Source organism: Mammaliicoccus fleurettii (genome assembly GCF_002018435.1).
GTDB lineage: Bacteria > Bacillota > Bacilli > Staphylococcales > Staphylococcaceae > Mammaliicoccus > Mammaliicoccus fleurettii.
In genome coordinates, this window is record NZ_MWJM01000023.1 from 1 (window position 1) to 18847 (window position 18847).

Consider the following 18847-nt stretch of genomic DNA (forward strand, 5'->3'; position numbering starts at 1 on the left):
GGAATAGTATGCGTGAGAGACTACAGGCTCGAGCCATACCCCTAGGCAGGCATGCACGAACAAAATCGTAAGATTGTTATAAAAATAGTTATAGGTAATGATTTTATAAAAAACAAACATATAATTGTGTATTTAAAAAGTCAATATTAACAATGGTTTTAACAGTTAGGCATGCCTAACTGTTAAAAAATCTTTCAATAAATACACTTAAGAAATGAAATATTTGAGTTAAGAATGAATGCACAAAAAGTCATACTGTACTGATATACTTTAATCATAGATAACACAACACGAAGCACAATACATTCAATTCCTCAAAACTTATTTCGTATATGTTTTTCATAATTGCAAATGACTTTGTGTAGAACGTGTTTAGATAGTTATCTGTAATTGTAACGTTGAAATGGATCATAAAATGATTCAAGTTATTTATACGAGGTTTCCCGGCTTTGTATAAATACATGTTTCCTTAATTAATAACCCTTCCCCGAAAAGCGCTCGTTAATTCCCGGACGAGCGCTTTTCACTTGCAGATTTTTATATGTGAACTTAAATAACATAGATTTTTAGATTAAAGAAAATTAGTGTAAAATGAATTTATCGAGCCATGGGGATGGTGAGAAATCCTACTATGAGTAATAGGGGACTTATACATAATTAAGAGGCTGAGACAATATTTGTCTCAGCCTCTTATCATTTATGAAATTGAACTTACGATTGATTCGTATACGTCATCCCAAAATTGTGTATTATTTTGATAAGTTTCATGAATTTTATGATGAACATCTTTTTCTTTTTCAGCGTATGTTGGGTCATCTTTGCTTGGTAAGTCTTTACGTAATTCTTCTACTTGTTTTTGTACACTTATAGCTCTTGGTCCCCATACATGTTCTTGCTCATGATGTTCATTTAAAAATACGAAAATAGGTATTGATCTTGCTGTACCGTTTGTTAAATATTGATCAATTAGGTTTGTATCTTCATCACGGTGAAATGCTTTTACTTCAATATTCGTATAATCAGCAATGTTCAATAATACTGGTATGTTCATCATGGCATCTCCACACCAATCTTCAGTAATGACAAGTACTTTATAATTTTTATCTTTAATTTTATCTAAACGGTCATCATTTTTAGGTAATTTAAAAGATTGATAAATATCGAGCAATTGTTCTTTATTTGTAGTCATTTCGTTTACGTATTCTTTAATTGGTTGTGCTTGTTCAAAATATGTAACTAACTTAGTCATTTTGTTAATCCCCCTTCAATATATTAAATATTATAACAATTCTGAAATAAATCGCAAAGAACTAATCTCGAAAAAATATTTATTTAACAGCGTTATCTAATATTTTGAAAGTTTTATTTTCAACATCCAACTCTGCTTGTGCCCCATAAGGTATGACACATTTAGGTTCGTTATGTCCAAAACTAGCATTATAAAAGACAGGCATATCTTCTTGATCCCATTCTTTCAACATTTTAACCCAAACTTCTTTGTATTCTTCGTAATATGCATCATCTTGTGGACGTCCAATAATCACGCCATTTATTTTATCAAAGATTCCCATTGAACCAAAAGCACGTACGTAATCTTCCATTAACCAAGGAGGTGCTTGAACTTCTGCTGTTTCAATGAATAAAATTGCGCCATCAAAAACTTCTTTATTTGGAAAAACATCTGTTGCTTTTAATGAATGGAAAAGTTCCATACATCCACCAATTAAATGTCCTGTAGCTTTTCCTTTACCATTTAAAATTTCATATCCTTGACTGTCAAATGATGGTCTATTAATGTCTTTATTTTTCTCTTCCCATGATAAACCATATTTTCTGAATTGTGGTGAGGCGGGTACATTTCCAATTGGACCATTTTGGAACCATGTTTGGTTAATTGAATCAACTGTATAATCATCCATAGCAACATTTTCAGCAAAGTCTGTTAAAAGTGCTGGACCATAAAAACTTGATACACCTGCTTGATAGAACATAAAATGTATTGCAGTTGTATCTGAATAGCCGCTTAATATTTTTGGATTATTTTTAATGATATTTAAGTCGATATATGGCCATAAACGAACAGAATCATCTCCACCTAAAGTACAAATAATTGCTTTTACTTCAGGATCTTCAAGTGCTTGGTGTAAGTCTTCTACACGTTTTTTTGGATTGTTATATGTAAAGTCTGCTCCTTTAAGTGCATGTGGCATAACTTTCACTTTTAAACCGAATACTTCTTTCAATCGTTGAATACCAACTTCTGTTCTCCAAATTACTTCTTCTTCACCGGCGTAACCTGAGGATGGTGAAACGATTGCGACAGTGTCCCCTTTAGAAAGCTTGTTGGGTTTGATTAATTCTTTCATTCTTAATGCCCCCTTATTTATATATTTAAGTTAGTATATCACAGTGGTATCACTTGAAATCAAATATTTCAAATGATAGTATAATGTTGTTTGTAAAAGAATGGTAATATAATAAAGATGTAAGGTTAATATCACAATAAAAGGGGCAAAACCAATGGATAAAATAACCTTCCTTAATTACCTTGAGGATGAATTGTCTCGTTTGCCTAAAGTTGAGCGAGATAAAATAATGTATGAATATGAAACAAAATTTTTTGAAGCAAAAAATGAAAATGAATTAATGAATGAATTAGGTGAGCCTAAGGAAATTGCAAAGAAAGTTTATGCAACGAGCGCCATTCATGATGCTGAAATAGCACCAAACTTTAAAAATGTTTTTCAAGCAATTATGGCAACATTAGGCTTAAGCTTTTTTAATATATTTTTTATTATTATACCGTTTCTAATTATTGCGTTTATACTTTTAATTGTTGTAGTGGTTGGCGCATTGATGATGTTAGGACCTATAGTAAGTGTTATAAATATTATATTGTATGGATTTTATTGGATTGATATTACAAACATAATTTTTTCTATATCATTTTTAGGATTAGGGTTAATGTTGCTCATTACTGGATTAAAATTAATAGAACTGAGTTACAAAGGCATCTTAAAATATTTAAAATGGTGTGTAAAAGTCATTAGGGGGCATGCTGAATAATGAAAAAGTTATTTTTGATAGGATTAGGCATCTTCTTAATTTTTGGCTTAATAGGTACAATTCTTTGGTTTACGGTTAATAATAAATTTGAGAAGAATGAAACTTATGAAAAAGTTTTTGAGGATGATCAAGTTGAACAAGTCATCGTGAATGGACAAAATACAAATGTTGAAGTGAAAAAGGGTAAGACTTTAGGGATAAAGTATAACGGCAAACAACATGTAAATGCGAACATAGAAAACAATTTACTACATTTCACAGAACAAGATAGTAAGTATCAATTCAATGCCAATTTTATACCTTTTAGAAAAACGACAAATCATTTAGTAATCACTTTACCAGAGAAACAATATCAATCATTTAATATAACAACAAATACGGGAGATATATTAATTAAAGATGTCAGTAGTAACAACAGCAATATGATTACTGATACAGGGGATATTTCTTATAATAATGTGAATTTAAAATACGCTAAAGCAATGTCTAGTTTAGGAAGTGTTCAAGTTAAAAATTCAGCACTATCAGAATTTAATGGTGAAATTGAAACAGGAAATATAACAATAGCGAAAAGTAGCCTCATTAATAGTGAATTGATTACTTCGTTGGGTAACATAGATATTAGCCAACTTAAAAATGAATGCGATATTAAATCATCTACAGAAGATGGAGACATCACTTTATCTTACGAAGAACCTCCTAAAAATACTTTATTACAATTACAAGCTGAATCAGGCAGTACACATATAAAAAATAAAGCATTTAAAGGAGAAAAAGTAGGTAACGGTAAACACGTAATTGAAAGTTATACGGATAATGGCGATATTATAATTAAGTAATACAAAAAGGCACGATAAGCTAGGAGCTTATCGTGCTTTTTTGCTTACTATCAAGTTGTGTTAAGATTTTTTATTCACTTGCGAACAAGATGTCTGTATCAATTTGTCCTGAAATTGAATTTAAATCTATAGGCTTTCCATCTAACCAATCTTGGAAGTTAAATGTATGTAACATACCATTTTCTCCAAGAACAATTTTCATTTGTAATTGATCAGGTATATAAGCTGAAGTGTGAATGGTACCGGACCAGCTTTTAAAAAGCTTACTATAAATTTCATATTGTGGGTCGTTAAAATAACGAATAGCATCTTCTAAAGACATATGCTCGTTTGTAATATGTTCGATTCTATTGTATCTTTCTATAGATTCTTTTATATAATTTCGGTTCTCATGTGTTAATACTTCAAAGTGATTCGTACATAAATTATTTTGTTTCGTAACAACTGAACGAGGGGTAGCTTCTACCGTTATTCTTCTGTTTTGCTTATCCATTAAAATATAGCTGAAAGAAGTACGATGAGGTATCTCTTTTAATAAAGCTACTGCTTCATCAATATTTTTACAGGTTTCTAAAATTAGTCTTCCAATCATATAACATACAAAGCCGTCACCAGGTTTTTTTCTATGTATAAAATTATATCCCATAGATAAGCCATGTTCATTCATACCATCCATACGTCCGGTAACTCTCGATGTTGGACCAATTTGCGCATATCCACCATCATTTGGTTGAAATAAACTAAATCGACCATCATAAGTGGCAGGGTTATAATCATAATTTCTCACCATATAATCAGTACCTAAAAATATAGAACAACCACTATCTTTTGCATAAACTCTGTAATGTCCATAATTTAATAGAATCTGTTCGAGTGGATACTTTAATGTATCTTGTAATCCCATAAGTTCATCCCATATTGGTGGTGCAAATTCTTGATAGATTTTCTTAGTTTCATCTATATCTATGTCAAAGCGCGGTCTTCTGATTTTCCATTCTTTATCTCTATTCTCTAACATTTTGGTAGATTTTAACCATTCAGCTTGTGCGACGCCGTGATCATAATGGTTACCTCTAAATTCAAATGTCTGCATATTAACATTTTGCAACATAATCACTCCTATTAAATACATTTTGATTGAAATATTGCATTTTGTCACGCAAATTAGATTAAGAATATTAAGACTGGAAATGTGATATTAAAGAAACTGTAATAATGCTTTAACCTATGTAATTTCTCACCATGTTATATTTAGGGTACCAAATATCTCACAAATAATGTGAGAAGGAGGTATGTATAATGTGGAATCAAGGATATATCTACGTAAAAAAAATATGGCAAGAGTGGTATAGAAGATAATATAAATTTATTAAATGACACTTATAAACAACTAGAATATATATTTTTGAAATTAAAAAGGCTGAGACAAATTAATTGTCTCAGCCTATTATTATGATTTACAATGCTTGATCGGTTGCAGTAGAATATTGTTTTTTGCGTTCAGTTCGTTTCGTTTGGTTAGACCAAATAATTGCAATGGTTGGACCAGTTAATAGGTGAATAAAACTGAATATAGCTCCTGGAACTGCAGATAAAGGATTAAAATGGGCTGTTGCAAGTGATACAGCTAGTCCAGAATTCTGCATACCTACCTCTATGGAAACAGCACGTTTATCAGGTCTGTCTAGTTTAAAGAGTTTAGCTAATAAATATCCAATTGTTAAACCACTTACGTTATGAAGCAATACAACGCCAAACATAATCAAACCTGTTTCTATAATTTGAGCTTTATTACCTGCTACCACACTCGAAAGAATTAATGAAATTGAAATTACAGAAATAATTGGTAATATATCAATTGATTTTTCGGCAACTGGTTTGAAAAATCTTTGTACTATAAAGCCTAAAATAATAGGAATTAATACAACTTGTACGACTGATATAAACATAGATGAGAAGGATACTTGTAACCATTCTCTTGCAAACAAATAAATTAAAGTTGGTGTAATGATGGGTGCTAATAATGTAGATACTGTAGTGATGGATACTGACAATGCAGTATTTGCTTTAGCTAAGTAACTGATAACATTTGAAGCAGTACCACCAGGACAACAACCGACCAATATTACACCTAATGCAATATCAGAATTTAAGTTAAACCCTTTTGCAATTAAATATGCTGTTACTGGCATTATTGTATATTGTAGAATTACGCCAATGAATACACTTTTCGGTGATTTAAACACTTCTTTAAAATCATTTGTTGAAATTGTCATCCCCATACCAAACATTACAATTCCTAATAAGTAAGGGATATAAGGTGCTACTTGAGCGATGACATTAGGGAAACTAAAACCTAATATTGCAGCTAATAACATCCAAAGAACGAATGTTTTATTAATGAACTGACTAAACTTTTTAATATTGTACATATATACACCTTCTAATTTTATAATAATCAGAATATTAACAATAATACAAAAATATTTCAATAGCTTTATGGAAATAAGTGGGGCTTCGCATTTTTAAATGAGAATTGATACATATAATGAGTTATTTTATACTTTTATACATAAAAATTTAACTATATATACAGCAGTATAAGCGTAATATCTTTTATGTATTTTAAAAATTATGTTATGATGAAAGAGGTAGAAAATGATGATAGAGGTGACTTCAATGGATTGTATTAAAGGGATATTCAAATTCTTTTTCATCTTAATTGCTATAACAACAGTTGCTGTTGGGGCAGGTATTGCTGTCTTAGCATTTGTATTTAAAAAAGATTTTGAAGAATTAGAACAAAAGACTAAAGAAATTGTATCTGAGATCGAATCTAATAATTAAAATAAAGGAGCAATCACTATAATTATGTGATTGCTCCCTTTTTTTAAAATAATATTAGGAGGGTATATATTTTGCAATATGAAAGCAATGTGTTAATATCTCCAAGATTAGATTATCGTATGACCAATCAATTAAAGGATTTATCAAGAAGTTTGGAAGTGCCTAGTGTAAGAGAACTTCAAGCCTTAATTGAGACTATAGAATATGATCAGCCATTTTTAAAATCTATAACTATTGGTACGAGTAATGAAAATGAGATGGTTAACGCTGCATTTCATTTAAAGTCTTTGATTGAATCTACATGGTATGAAAATAAGCAGTCCGAAGTGTATGTTAATGTTGTGATTTGGAAGAATCATGTAGGTTCTTCTAAAAAGTATGTTAATAAGTTTGTATCAAACTCACCTGATGTTTGGATTACGCTCGGTTCACATATAGGGTTTTGTAATGTATTAAAGCGATTGTATCGCACTGAAAAATGGGATTCGAAAAGAACCTATTGTTTGAGTTCATTGTTATCTCAGGCGATGATAAATATAGTAGGAGCAAAATATTTCGAGGGTATAAATGGTATAAATTACCATGAGGAAATTGTTAAAGTTGAAAATGGATACATTACATCAAATCCTAATTGTTTTGCTGAGCCTTCTTTTTTCTAATGATAACAAATAAAATAGTGGTAATACATATGAGTAATGAACTCATAACATACTTAAAATAATTTGTTGATTTTTGACCAGTTTCAGGAAGCTTTTTTGTTTCTAAGTTGGTCTTTTTTTCTTTTTCAGAAGTGGATTGGTTAGAATGGTTAGGAATTAAAAAATCTTTAACTACTGATATTTGATAAGACTGTGGGTTGTTTTGATTATGATTTAAGCTATTAGTATTAGGTGGGGATTGTTGATTCTCGTGGTTATTATCTAATTGATTGTGTTGTACGGAATCTTGAATAAAAGGTGATACAGATTTGTTGTCAGAATTGAATGTATAATATTTATCATCTCCTATTGAAATTGATGAATGAGTATCTATTCCGTTAATTTTTACATCGAATGCGGTGTCTCTAGGAATATTTGAAGGAATGTTAATTGTAGTTGAACCCTCATTGTTAGTCTTACCTATAAATTCTTGGTTCTGTGCTAAAAGTTTAACTTCTACATTACTTAAAGGTTGATATGTTTTGGAAAGTACTTCGATTGTAATATTTTGATTATTTATAGAAGGTGTATTACGAATTTGAGAATCAGAAGAAGTTAATTGATATAACTTATTAGGTTCAACAGTAAAAGTCTGTTGATTTGAAGTAGTTAAAGTATAATGAGGTTTAATATTCTTATTTGGAATTTCAACAAAAGCCAGTCCATCTGATCTAGTTGTTAGATGCTTAACTTCATTATCTAACTGAAGCTGAAACGTTTCATTAGATATAGGCATATTGCTCGCAGTTAAGAATTGAAATCCAATCGGAGTCATATCAGTACTTGCGTAAGTGACATGAGTCATATTGAGTGATGTAGCTACAAAACAAACAATACTGTAAAGAAAGATTGAAAACGTCTTCATCGGGTCCTCCTTTCTTGCTTATTTAACTATTATCATATGATAGCTATATTATTGCATAACTCGCTTTAATATTCAAGTATTATTTTATTCTTTTTTTATAAGAATTTATTTTTATCTAAAGATGAGTTAAATACGTGCTTTTAACAAAATTGTATAACCTATATTATCTTCTGTTTTGCAAGAGAAATAAAAAAAGCGTAAAATAAAAGCATAATTTAAAAGGGGATGTTAAATATGAAATGTGTAAGTTGTAATCAAGAAATGATAAATGACCTTCGTATAAACGTTCCAGGAACTTTAGTAGATGTGAGATTAATTAAAGAAGAAGAAAATGAAGACATATTAAAAAAAGCGATTGCTATACCTAAAGCTGCAGTTTGTTTAAAATGTGGCGAAGTCAAATATTACATAGAGGATATAGAGTCGTTTAGAAATGCTTTAGATCAAGTGTAAATCAATTAAATAATCCTTATAAATAAAAACAGAGAGAACTTTTATACACTAAAAGTTCTCTCTGTTTTCTATTATTAAAAAGCATATCTCAATATTTAATTATATCTTTTTGATGTTTCTAACTGATGCATAACAATGTTCACCATTATTAAAGTAAACAGTACGATCTTTCGTATCAATTGTATCAACGTTATTTCGATTAATAACATAACTGTTATGACATCTAAAGAATCTATCATCTAAATTCGATAAATCCTTTAAACTACCATAAAACTCAATTTGTCTATTATCAAGATGAGCAATTAGTCTGTGCGATTTTGTTGAAGATTCAAAAAACATGACATCATCATATTCGACGTAAACTGAATTACTACCTCTAGTTAATTCTATTTTTTCAACATTAGTATTTTTAGATAACATACCTAAACGAATATAAGCAGTATCTAAACAGTCTAATACTCTTGTCTTTAATTGATCAGGATCATCTTTAAAGATGAAATCCATGGCTGCTACTTTATAAACGAACGTTAAATATGTTAATTCACTATGACTCGTTACAAAAACGATATTACCAATCGGATCATATTTACGTATGTTGCTCGCTAAAGTAATACCATTTATGTCAGCATCAAGTTGAATATCTAGAAAATAACAACCTATATCATTCGCTGTTTTGACATACTCTAAAAGTTCGTAAGGATCATGAGTAGCAAGTTCAATAGACATTTCTTTTTCTTCAATCATAATGTAATTATTTATAATCGTTTGCATACGTTCTAATTGTTTCGGGTCATCTTCACAAATGACGATTTTCATCGAATCACTTCCTCAGTGCTATCATTTAAAATTTCAAGCTTTTGAATAAAGTATTGATTGTTGATAAAAGTGTCTAAGAAAACATGATCCGTTTTCTCAGTAATTTCTTTCAACGTCGTTAAACCAATACCACGTTTACGACCTTTAGTAGAATAGTGATCTTCAAATAACTTATGTACTTTTGGAGTATCTTTAGAACATTTATTCATGAATACAAGTAATATAGATTCATCATTTTTAATAAAAGCAATTTGAATTGTAGGATTATCTACAAACTCAGAAGCTTCAATCGCATTATCCATAATGATTCCAATACAGCGACTCAATTCAACAATGTTCATATTTATATGATCAATCTGTTCAGTAATCTCAACACTAATATTGATATTCTGTTCCTGAGATTGAATAATTTTCGTCGTTAATAAACCTTTAATTTCTCTCACATGTAAATTTTGTAGCCCATTAATTTTAATCGCATTTACTTTCATATCATCATGAAGATGCGCTATATTTTGATCAAAATAAATCCTTAATCCTTCCATATCATCTTCTCTAATATAATCAGATAATGTAGCTAAAATATTCACATAATCATGACGAAACTTACGCATTTCATTATTAATTTGTTCAATCTGCAACGTATATTTATAATATTGATTAATCTCTTTTTTAGTACGCTGTAAAGCCATTTCCCGAATGATCGTGAAAGAAATTAAAATTATAAAAATAGCAGCAACACACACATAAATCACATAGAATAATGTCTGGAATTCAAATTCTTTTTCAGTATTATATGATTTAGGCATGTATACGTAGAAGACCATGAATGAAACAGCTAAGAAACCTGCAATTAATAATAAATATACTCTGTTATTATATAAATAACTGAGCTTTAATTTATTCATTAAACGCCTTATTAAGTATGCAATGATTATTGTAAATGAGCTATGAAATAGCATGTAATACATAAAAAATTGAGGTACATTATTAAGGTTATCAATAATATACTTAGTTAAAAATACAGATAAATAATCAGAAACAACTGATATTAATATGACTATAAGTGTATTAATAATTCCCAGTAATCTAAACTTCTTATAAAAGAATATAAAACAGAACAGGCAAACGTAAACTATTGCGCTCATTCCAAATAAATAATAAAAAGCAAGAGAAGGGATCATGTATCCCAAAGTGAGAATAACATAATCCCTTTTGCTATAACGATAATTCTGAGTTATAGCTAATAAAACTGTAAATAATAATATTTGTAAAATTCCAAATGGTAAAGATTCTATATTTGTAAATGATTCCATATACCCTTACACTTCCCTAAAACAATCTTATTGTTTTTCTTTTAATAATTCCGCTGGTACTTCTGTTTCATCTAAAAATGCCATACAACCTCTAATTACCGCTTTTTCACCAATTGCTGAAAGGATATTTGATACTGATTTTGAAAATAAACTAGTTAATAAATTCATGATAATGTTTCCTCCTCTTTGTAAAATATAGGTAATAGTGATACTGCTTCAAAGATCAATCCTAAGCATACTAATTGTTGATACGGTTCTTTTATGAATAATGAAAGAACTATCAATATAGTAGCGACTATGATTGATCTTAGTTTAAGTCCTTTTTTCCATTTGCCTAATATGGGATGTTTCTTTGTTTGCATTGGTGCGTACTTTATTATAATAAGATAACCAATTAGTGCTAGGGCAAGGAATGCCCAATACGACAAGTTAGTATTTATTATAATAAGTGGCGCCAATACAAACATTATGATGCTTTGTATTGTGCATAAAAAAGTGGACTTAGCGTGTGCACCAAACGCGAAATATCTAACGGCAAAATAACTAAGATGAACAATAAGTGTGTATAAAAATATATGGCATAGAAGGGCGGCACCATATATGACTACAGTCTTCATGATATTCCCTACAAATACTTCTAGTCCATACTTTACCTTTAAATAACTAACATGATCTAGGTTATTTGAATTTTGAAGATTTGCTGCAATCTTATCTATTTGTGTTTGTACAGGCTGATACATAGCGGCCCTCCTTCATTATGATTATAGAACAAATTGATTTACATTTTACTTCTTTTGCCTAACTGTATTATTTTAATGCCTAACTGTTTGAATTACGAATATATTTGTATTTTAACATAATATCAATGCAGTTAAGAACTTAAAATAATGACTTAGGGAAAATATTAAAAACACTTATCAAAATAATATAAGATAATATATGACTATTATATTTTATAGATTAATTTATAAATCTCAAATATAAAGGGGGATACTTTATGGCAGGCGATATCGTAAATGCTATTGGTAGTATTTTTAATTGGTTTCTAGAAATTTTCAGTGATATAAGCAGTTAAACTTCTAAAGTCTTATATATGAATTTAGAATATTAAATTATACAACGTGTACCATTAGGTATGCGTTTTTATTATAGTTATTGAGCGTTTTCATGTAGAATGATATTAAAGATAAATTTAGGGAGGATTTTAATTTTATGAAAACGAAAGGTTATATTGGTAGTTACACTAAGAAGGATGGTAAAGGGATATATAGATTTGATGTAGATGAAAATGATCAAACTATTGAAAAGGTAGAAGTAGGCTATGAAGTTGAAGCATCTACATATATTACACAACATAATCAGTTTTTATATGCTATTAAAAAAGATGGTGAAGATTGTGGGGTTGCCAGCTTTTTAATTAATGAAGATGGTAGTTTAACTTTTATAAATGATTGCTTAGCTTCTCAAGAAGGTACAGGTTGTCATATTTCAGTTTCTAATGACGGTAAATACTTATTTGAAGCTGTATATGGAGCAGGTCTTGTTAGAATTTATAAACTTAATCCTGATACTGGAGAATTAGTTGAGTTAATTGATTTTTATCGTGGAGAAGGACAAGGGCCAAATGAAGCGAGACAAGAAAGTAGTCATATTCATTATGCTCAACAAACACCAGATTTAGATTTTATTGCTACAGTTGATTTAGGGGCAGATGTTGTTAGGACATTTAAGTTTTCTGATGAAGGACTAGAATTAGTTGAAACATTAGAAGTACAAGCAGGTAGTGGACCAAGACATTTAGCGTTCCATCCAAGTGGTGATTATGCATATTTAGTAAGTGAAATGAGCAATACAATTCAAGTGTTATCTTATAAGAACGGTGTATTTGCTGAGATTAGTCCAAGATTAATGACTATACCTGAAGATTTTGATTTAAATTCACAAGTTGGTGCAGTTAGATTAAGTCATGATGGTCAATTTATTTATGTTTCAAATAGAGGTCATAACAGTATAGCGGTATTTAAAATATTAGGTGATGGCGCCAATATTGAAAGTGTAGAAATAGTTACAAGTGGTGGAACATGGCCAAGAGATTTTAATATCACACCAAGTGATACTTTCTTAGTAGTGGCACATGAACATTCATATAATTTAGTTTTGTTTACTAGAAATAAAGAAACAGGTAAATTAACAGAAATAGAAAATGAACAAAAAGCTTCAGAAGGCGTATGTGTTCAATTTATATAACAATGGTAGGTGATTAGCTTTGAAAATTGCATTATATCAAATGCATGTTATACCAGGTAAACCAGAAGAAAACATTCAGAAAATAGATCAATGGTTCGATCAACTTGATGAAGATATCGATATAGCGGTATTACCTGAAATGTGGAATACGTCATATCGATTAAAAGATTTAAATGAACTTGCTGATAATGATGGTGAAGTTATCCTTCCTTTTTTACAAAAGAAAGCTAAAGCGCTCAAAAAACATATTGTTGCTGGGTCTATTGCTTATAAAAAAGATCAAGAAATTTATAATAGAGCCATTGTCATCAATAAAGAAGGTAGTTGCATTAACACTTATGACAAGGCACATTTAGTACCGATGTTAAATGAACATCATTATTTAACTTCAGGTGAAAAAAAGCCTACAGTTTATAAATTAGATGAAGTCGATATGGGTACAATTATATGCTATGACTTAAGATTTCCGGAATTATCTCGCTCTTTAGCATTAGAAGATGCAAAGGTTATATTTGTACCAGCACAATGGCCAAAGTCAAGAATCGATCATTGGAAAGCATTACTACGTGCTAGAGCAATTGAAAATCAAGTTTATGTCATTGCGTGTAATAGTGTAGGACTTTGTGATGAAAATGAATTTGGTGGTAACAGCTTAGTATATGGTCCAGATGGCACATTAATGGATAATTTATATTATGAAGAAGATACTTTAATTGTTGAAATAGACTTTGAAAAACAAGAACAAATTAGAGAAGCAATTCCAATATTTAATAGTCTAAGAACTGATTTATATTAAGAAGAATGAGGCTGAGACAATAATTTGTCCAGCCTCATTGTATAGTTAAAACTATTTTCATAACCTGCTTGCCTATGGTACAGTCTCAGCCTGTAGTCTTCGATTTGTACTGTTTCCACAGTCGTGTCGGCTATGAAAGTGTCTTATAGTGGTTATATTATATAAGCAAGTTTATAGAAACCTGCTTATAAATGTTAGTTGAAGTGAATGGAGATGATTGTTTGGAAAGTAATATATCAGTTCAATTTAAAAATGTTGAATATGAAATTGAAAAATCTAAAATTTTAAAAGAAATAAATGCTGAAGTTTATAAAGGTAAGTTGACATCTATTATAGGTCCTTCTGGTGCTGGGAAATCTACTTTATTATCTTTAATAAATTTATTAAAATCTCCTTCTAAAGGTGACATTTTGATCAATGATGAAACAATTAATTCATATAATCCGATGGAATTAAGGAGAAAAGTACAATTAGTTTCACAAGAAGCCACTATGATTAAAGGGACTGTTAAAGATAATTTAGAGCTTCCTTTAACACTTCAAAATAAAAAGATGACAGATGAAGAAGCGAAATACTTTTTAGAAAGAGTGGATTTATCAGTAACTTTTTTGAATAAAAATAGTAAAGAGTTATCTGGAGGAGAAAAACAAAAATTATCTTTAGCACGTGCACTTGTTAATAAACCAGAAGTTATTTTATTAGATGAGGTAACGTCTGCACTTGATAGAAATTCTAAACAAGCGATAGAATTGTTACTCAAAAAAATTAATAAAGAGCATAATGTAACGATGATTTGGGTGACGCATGATATTAATCAGGCTTTACGATTGAGCGATTATGTTTGGGTTATGATTGATGGAGAAGTAGTTGAAGCTGATAGTGTCGAAAATATTAAACATACTAAAAATTCTGAGGTCAGAAATTTTATAGGAGATAAAGTATTATGAGCATAACATCTATAATATTAATGTTTATTTTTATCATCATTCCGATAGTTTTATCTAAGAGTTTTAATTTAGGATTAGAAAAAGATACTACAGTCGCTGCAATACGATCTTTCGTTCAGCTATTAATTGTAGGTTATATATTACAATTTATATTTGACCAAGATAGTTATATATTTATTGTATTAATGGTCATACTCATAATTGGTGCAGCAACTCAAAATGCAAGGAAAAAAGGGTTGGAAATACCAGGCATTACATGGAAATTATTATTAGCTTTTATATCCATTGAAATCATTACGCAAGGGATATTAATAGGTTTTAATATAACACCTGCTACAGCACAATATATCATTCCTATAAGTGGAATGATAATAGGGAATTCTATGGTGCTAAGTATATTATTTTTAAATAGATTTATGTCTGAAATAAAACAAAACGATAACATAATAGAGCTTATTTTATGTTTAGGTGGAACACCTAAACAAGCGATTCATAAGCAGTTAATCACATCTATTCAATCAAGCGTTATACCTACAATAGAACAACAAAAAACAATTGGTTTAGTACAGTTGCCAGGCATGATGAGTGGTCAAATTATTGCTGGAGCTGATCCTTTAGAAGCTGTGCTCTTTCAAATATTAATTGTATTTATGCTATTAACGGCAGCTACTATGACAAGTGTAATACTAGGGTTTTTATCGTATCCAACTTTGTTTAATAAGAAGCAGCAATTAATAGAAAAGCATTTCAAATAAAAAAGCTAGGACAATTAAATTGTCCCAGCTTTTTATTTTTTAAACATTGCTCTTACATATTTACCTTTTCCTTTATAAGGCGGGAAAAGTACACCGGTTTCAAGTTTAGTTGTTTTGAACATTATGCCTTTTTCATTACTAAATAATTCAAATGAGGCTTTACCATGGTATTTACCTATTCCTGATAGTCCAACTCCACCAAATGGCAAGTTATGATTACCTACATGTAAAAGGGTGTCATTTATGCAACCACCGCCAAATGAAATTCTTCTTACGACTTCATCAGTATGATTCTCATCTTCACTAAATAAGTATAAGGATAATGGTTTTGGTTTGTTCTTAATGAATTGTATTGCGTCTCCAAAGGCTTCATAAGTCATGATTGGAAGGATTGGACCGAATATTTCATCTTCCATTAAAATGTCATCGAATTTAACATTATCAATGACAGTTGGCTCGATATAGCAATGATCTAAATCAGAATTGCCACCATAAACGATATCACCATTTGTATTTTCTAAAAGATGTATTAATCTGTCAGTATGTCTTTCATTAACAACTCTACCAAAATCTTCACTGTCTTGAGCATTTTTGCTGTAAAATTCTTGGATTGTAGACTGTAATGCTTTTACAAATTGTTGTTTTATAGAAGCATCGATAATGACGTAATCAGGAGCTACACAAGTTTGACCAGCATTAATGAATTTACCAAAAGCAATTCTTTCAGCAGCTACTTTAATATTGGCAGTCTTATCAACTATAGCTGGGCTTTTTCCACCTAATTCAAGTGCTACAGGAATCAACTGTTTACTAGCTTGCTCGTATACACTTTGACCAATTTTTGTTGAACCTGTAAAGAACACAAAATCAAATGGAAAAGTTAACAATTCTTCTGTAACCGTTTTGTCACCAGTAACACAAGAAACGAAAGAAGGATCAAATGATTCTTCAATTATTTTTCGAACGATTGCACTGACATTAGGTGTTAATTCTGAAGGTTTTACGACAGCACAATTACCGGCTGCTATAGCCCCAATTAAAGGTTCAATGACAAGTTGGAAAGGGTAATTAAATGGACCAATAATTAGAACTGTACCATATGGTTCATATACTGTATAACTTTTACTAGGGAAAAGAAAAACAGGTGTATTAGCATTGTTTTTACTGGCTAAACCCTTGACTTCTTTTAACATGAAAGAGATACTTTTATAAATATAACCGATTTCTGTTGCATAAGATTCAACTGCATTTTTGCCTAAATCGTGTTGCAAAGCTTCTATTAATTGACTCTCATTTGATTTAATAGATTTTTTTAGTAATCTTAATTGTTTTTTTCTAAATTTAATATCTTTGGTAATATCGCTATCGAAGAACGATTGGATATTTTCAAATTGATTTGCTATAGACAAGATTGATAACCCCTTTATACTTCTGTTGTTTATATTTTAACAATAGTTATAATTAAAAGCGAAGTCTTTATTTATTAAAGACCATTTTATTAAGAATATATTATGAAAAGGTGAAACTATATGAAATTTGGATTTATAGGTACGAACTGGATTAGTGACAAATTCATTGAAAATGGTAGTCAAGTAGAAGGTTTTGAGCCATATGCTGTATTTTCACGTACAGATGAAAGAGCAAACTATTATAAAGAAAAGCACCAACTAATTGAAACATTTACAAATCTAGAACAATTTTGTGAATCACCAAACTTTGAAGCGGTATATATTGCTTCGCCTAATGCATTTCATTTTGAGCAGGCAGCATTAGCCATAAAAAATAAAAAGCATGTCATAATCGAAAAACCAGCAACTATAATCCAAGCACAATTTGAGACCCTTTCAAAACTTGCTAGTGAATATAATGTTACTGTTATGGAAGCAATGAAGTCAACATTATTATCTCCATTTGTAGAATTTACAAATGCAAAAATTGATATTGGTGAAATACGATATGCAGATTTTCATTATCATCAATATTCATCAAGATATGATAAATATAAGAATGGTATTGTTGAAAATGCATTTAAACCAGAACTTGGTAATGGTGCATTAATGGATCTTGGAGTTTATACTGTAGCGCCAATTATACATTTGTTTGGTATGCCTGAAAATATTCGAGCAAATGGATTTAAACTTGATACCGGAGCAGACGGACAAGGAAATGCAATACTCGATTTTAATACATTCCAAGCAACAATTAGTTATTCTAAAATATGCGATAGAGTTAGCCCTTCAGAAATTATTGGAGAAAATGGTTATGTGATGATAGATAAAATTAGTGCCCCGTCTAATATAAAAGTGTTTAATAGAGATGGAGAGCTGTTGAACGAGTTTACAGGGGACGAAACATATACAATGAAAGAAGAAATTATAGAATTTATGAAATGTGTCAAAGAAAATAAAATAGAATCAACTATTAACACACATGAAAGAACATTAAACACTATAAAAGTATTAGATGAAATAAGAAAGCAAATAGGGGTAGAATTTAATGTCTAAAAAAGTTTTTGCGATTGTAAGTATTCTATGTATAGTTATATTATTAATGGTTACATTAGTTCCATTTAAACAAGAACCATCTTCAACAACAAGAGTTGTCGTTGATCATTTTAATCATAAATATGCTTTTCCAAGCTGTTATGATTATGAAGAAGCATCAAATTACATAGATGAAGTTACTTTAAAAGACGCACAAGACTTAAAATATCCACCTATAAATAAATGTACAACAGAGAAAGCTAAGCCACAGTACAAATCATTGTTAAAGAGAGTGCTGGAAAGTACCGAAATATAATATTCTGGAATTAATACTTCAATATATAGTGAAAATGTTTTGAGAGTTATGCTTTAAATTTTTATAAATTCATATAAGTAACTTGTAGAGCTACCATCAGAGTACCAGCAAAGTCTTAGAACTTTGTTGGTATTTTTTATGCGCATGCTTTCCGTGGGCATGTTCTCAGCCTGTAGTCTTCGAATCATGCTTTTCCCCAGGAGTCAGCGCTAAAAAATTCCAAATATCAACAAACTGAACCTATAAATTTAAGCTCAATTTGTTTACAGTCCATAGTATTTCCTAAGCCACTATTTTTATCCTCATGCATTACCCGGCGCACTTTTAAGGAATATGTCCATATAATTGTGTAATAAAATAAGAGCCATATATAGCTCACTTTAGTACAATGTAATCGACTAAGAAA

Annotated in this window: 21 protein-coding genes; 11 read left to right on the forward strand and 10 right to left on the reverse strand. The window is 30.1% G+C overall.

What is annotated here, in order from left to right; all coding sequences use genetic code 11:
• Positions 1–697: 697 nt before the first annotated feature.
• Together B2G86_RS12175 and B2G86_RS12180 are read right to left on the reverse strand one after the other, a co-directional pair.
• Positions 698–1249, reverse strand: a complete 552-nt coding sequence (locus B2G86_RS12175) for a thioredoxin family protein (protein WP_078358456.1) — start codon at positions 1247–1249, stop codon at positions 698–700.
• A 79-nt stretch (positions 1250–1328) separates the two neighbouring features.
• Complete coding sequence (locus tag B2G86_RS12180; RefSeq protein WP_078358457.1) at positions 1329–2366, reverse strand: S66 family peptidase; 1038 nt, start codon at positions 2364–2366, stop codon at positions 1329–1331.
• A 154-nt stretch (positions 2367–2520) separates the two neighbouring features.
• Between B2G86_RS12180 and B2G86_RS12185 the strand changes: the two genes are divergently transcribed.
• Together B2G86_RS12185 and B2G86_RS12190 are read left to right on the forward strand one after the other, a co-directional pair.
• Positions 2521–3066, forward strand: a complete 546-nt coding sequence (locus B2G86_RS12185; RefSeq protein WP_078358458.1) for an HAAS signaling domain-containing protein — start codon at positions 2521–2523, stop codon at positions 3064–3066.
• Complete coding sequence (locus B2G86_RS12190) at positions 3066–3905, forward strand: DUF4097 family beta strand repeat-containing protein (RefSeq protein ID WP_078358459.1); 840 nt, start codon at positions 3066–3068, stop codon at positions 3903–3905. Before B2G86_RS12185 ends, B2G86_RS12190 begins: the two co-directional genes overlap by 1 nt.
• Positions 3906–3975: 70 nt before the next feature.
• Here the strand turns inward: B2G86_RS12190 and B2G86_RS12195 are convergent, their stop codons facing one another.
• Both B2G86_RS12195 and B2G86_RS12200 read right to left on the reverse strand, forming a co-directional pair.
• On the reverse strand, positions 3976–5013 hold the full coding sequence (locus B2G86_RS12195; RefSeq protein ID WP_088369016.1) for a C45 family autoproteolytic acyltransferase/hydrolase: 1038 nt from the start codon (positions 5011–5013) through the stop codon (positions 3976–3978).
• Positions 5014–5362: 349 nt separating this feature from the next.
• Positions 5363–6337 (reverse strand): bile acid:sodium symporter family protein, encoded by a 975-nt coding sequence (locus B2G86_RS12200; RefSeq protein ID WP_078358461.1) that lies wholly within the window; start codon positions 6335–6337, stop codon positions 5363–5365.
• Positions 6338–6563: 226 nt separating this feature from the next.
• Between B2G86_RS12200 and B2G86_RS13080 the strand changes: the two genes are divergently transcribed.
• Positions 6564–6752 (forward strand): hypothetical protein, encoded by a 189-nt coding sequence (locus B2G86_RS13080; protein ID WP_088369014.1) that lies wholly within the window; start codon positions 6564–6566, stop codon positions 6750–6752.
• Positions 6753–6823: 71 nt separating this feature from the next.
• Positions 6824–7411, forward strand: a complete 588-nt coding sequence (locus B2G86_RS12205) for a hypothetical protein (RefSeq protein WP_078358462.1) — start codon at positions 6824–6826, stop codon at positions 7409–7411.
• On the opposite strand, the gene B2G86_RS12210 is transcribed toward B2G86_RS12205, so the two are convergent.
• Entirely contained in the window at positions 7380–8315 is a 936-nt protein-coding gene (locus B2G86_RS12210; protein ID WP_078358463.1) for an LPXTG cell wall anchor domain-containing protein, read from the reverse strand. The genes B2G86_RS12205 and B2G86_RS12210 overlap by 32 nt on opposite strands.
• A 234-nt stretch (positions 8316–8549) precedes the next feature.
• Between B2G86_RS12210 and B2G86_RS12215 the strand changes: the two genes are divergently transcribed.
• Entirely contained in the window at positions 8550–8768 is a 219-nt protein-coding gene (locus B2G86_RS12215; RefSeq protein WP_078358464.1) for a hypothetical protein, read from the forward strand.
• 99 nt (positions 8769–8867) lie between these two features.
• Here B2G86_RS12215 and agrA read toward each other — a convergent pair whose 3' ends face one another.
• From agrA to B2G86_RS12235, 4 genes are read right to left on the reverse strand one after another with little or no spacing between them, the layout of a single operon-like run.
• Complete coding sequence (gene agrA, locus B2G86_RS12220; protein WP_078358465.1) at positions 8868–9584, reverse strand: quorum-sensing response regulator AgrA; 717 nt, start codon at positions 9582–9584, stop codon at positions 8868–8870.
• A complete protein-coding gene (gene agrC, locus B2G86_RS12225; protein WP_078358466.1) occupies positions 9581–10897 on the reverse strand; it encodes a quorum-sensing sensor histidine kinase AgrC in 1317 nt (438 codons plus the stop codon). Before agrC ends, agrA begins: the two co-directional genes overlap by 4 nt.
• Positions 10898–10924: 27 nt before the next feature.
• Positions 10925–11065, reverse strand: coding sequence for a cyclic lactone autoinducer peptide AgrD (gene agrD / locus B2G86_RS12230; RefSeq protein ID WP_078358467.1), 141 nt, complete (start codon positions 11063–11065; stop codon positions 10925–10927).
• On the reverse strand, positions 11062–11637 hold the full coding sequence (locus B2G86_RS12235) for an accessory gene regulator AgrB (protein ID WP_078358468.1): 576 nt from the start codon (positions 11635–11637) through the stop codon (positions 11062–11064). The genes agrD and B2G86_RS12235 overlap by 4 nt, the downstream gene beginning before the upstream one ends.
• 472 nt (positions 11638–12109) lie before the next feature.
• On the opposite strand from B2G86_RS12235, the gene pglS reads away from it, so the two are divergent.
• The 4 genes from pglS to B2G86_RS12255 all read left to right on the forward strand — a co-directional run bounded on the left by pglS (position 12110) and on the right by B2G86_RS12255 (position 15642).
• The gene (gene pglS / locus B2G86_RS12240; protein ID WP_078358469.1) at positions 12110–13144 is read left to right on the forward strand and encodes a 6-phosphogluconolactonase; all 1035 of its coding nucleotides are present in this window, start codon (positions 12110–12112) and stop codon (positions 13142–13144) included.
• 19 nt (positions 13145–13163) lie between these two features.
• Complete coding sequence (locus B2G86_RS12245) at positions 13164–13940, forward strand: carbon-nitrogen family hydrolase (protein ID WP_078358470.1); 777 nt, start codon at positions 13164–13166, stop codon at positions 13938–13940.
• A gap of 221 nt (positions 13941–14161) precedes the next feature.
• A complete protein-coding gene (locus B2G86_RS12250) occupies positions 14162–14887 on the forward strand; it encodes an ABC transporter ATP-binding protein (protein WP_078358471.1) in 726 nt (241 codons plus the stop codon).
• Positions 14884–15642 carry an ABC transporter permease gene (locus B2G86_RS12255; protein ID WP_078358472.1) on the forward strand — a complete coding sequence of 253 codons (759 nt, stop codon included), beginning with the start codon at positions 14884–14886 and terminating at the stop codon, positions 15640–15642. Before B2G86_RS12250 ends, B2G86_RS12255 begins: the two co-directional genes overlap by 4 nt.
• Positions 15643–15674: 32 nt before the next feature.
• On the opposite strand, the gene B2G86_RS12260 is transcribed toward B2G86_RS12255, so the two are convergent.
• A complete protein-coding gene (locus B2G86_RS12260; RefSeq protein WP_078358473.1) occupies positions 15675–17054 on the reverse strand; it encodes an aldehyde dehydrogenase in 1380 nt (459 codons plus the stop codon).
• Positions 17055–17171: 117 nt separating this feature from the next.
• Here B2G86_RS12260 and B2G86_RS12265 point away from each other — a divergent pair, with 117 nt between their 5' ends.
• Together B2G86_RS12265 and B2G86_RS12270 are read left to right on the forward strand one after the other, a co-directional pair.
• Positions 17172–18146: a Gfo/Idh/MocA family protein gene (locus B2G86_RS12265; protein ID WP_078358474.1), complete on the forward strand. Its 975-nt coding sequence runs from the start codon at positions 17172–17174 to the stop codon at positions 18144–18146.
• A complete protein-coding gene (locus tag B2G86_RS12270; RefSeq protein ID WP_078358475.1) occupies positions 18139–18441 on the forward strand; it encodes a hypothetical protein in 303 nt (100 codons plus the stop codon). Before B2G86_RS12265 ends, B2G86_RS12270 begins: the two co-directional genes overlap by 8 nt.
• The last annotated feature ends 406 nt before the right edge of the window (positions 18442–18847 follow it).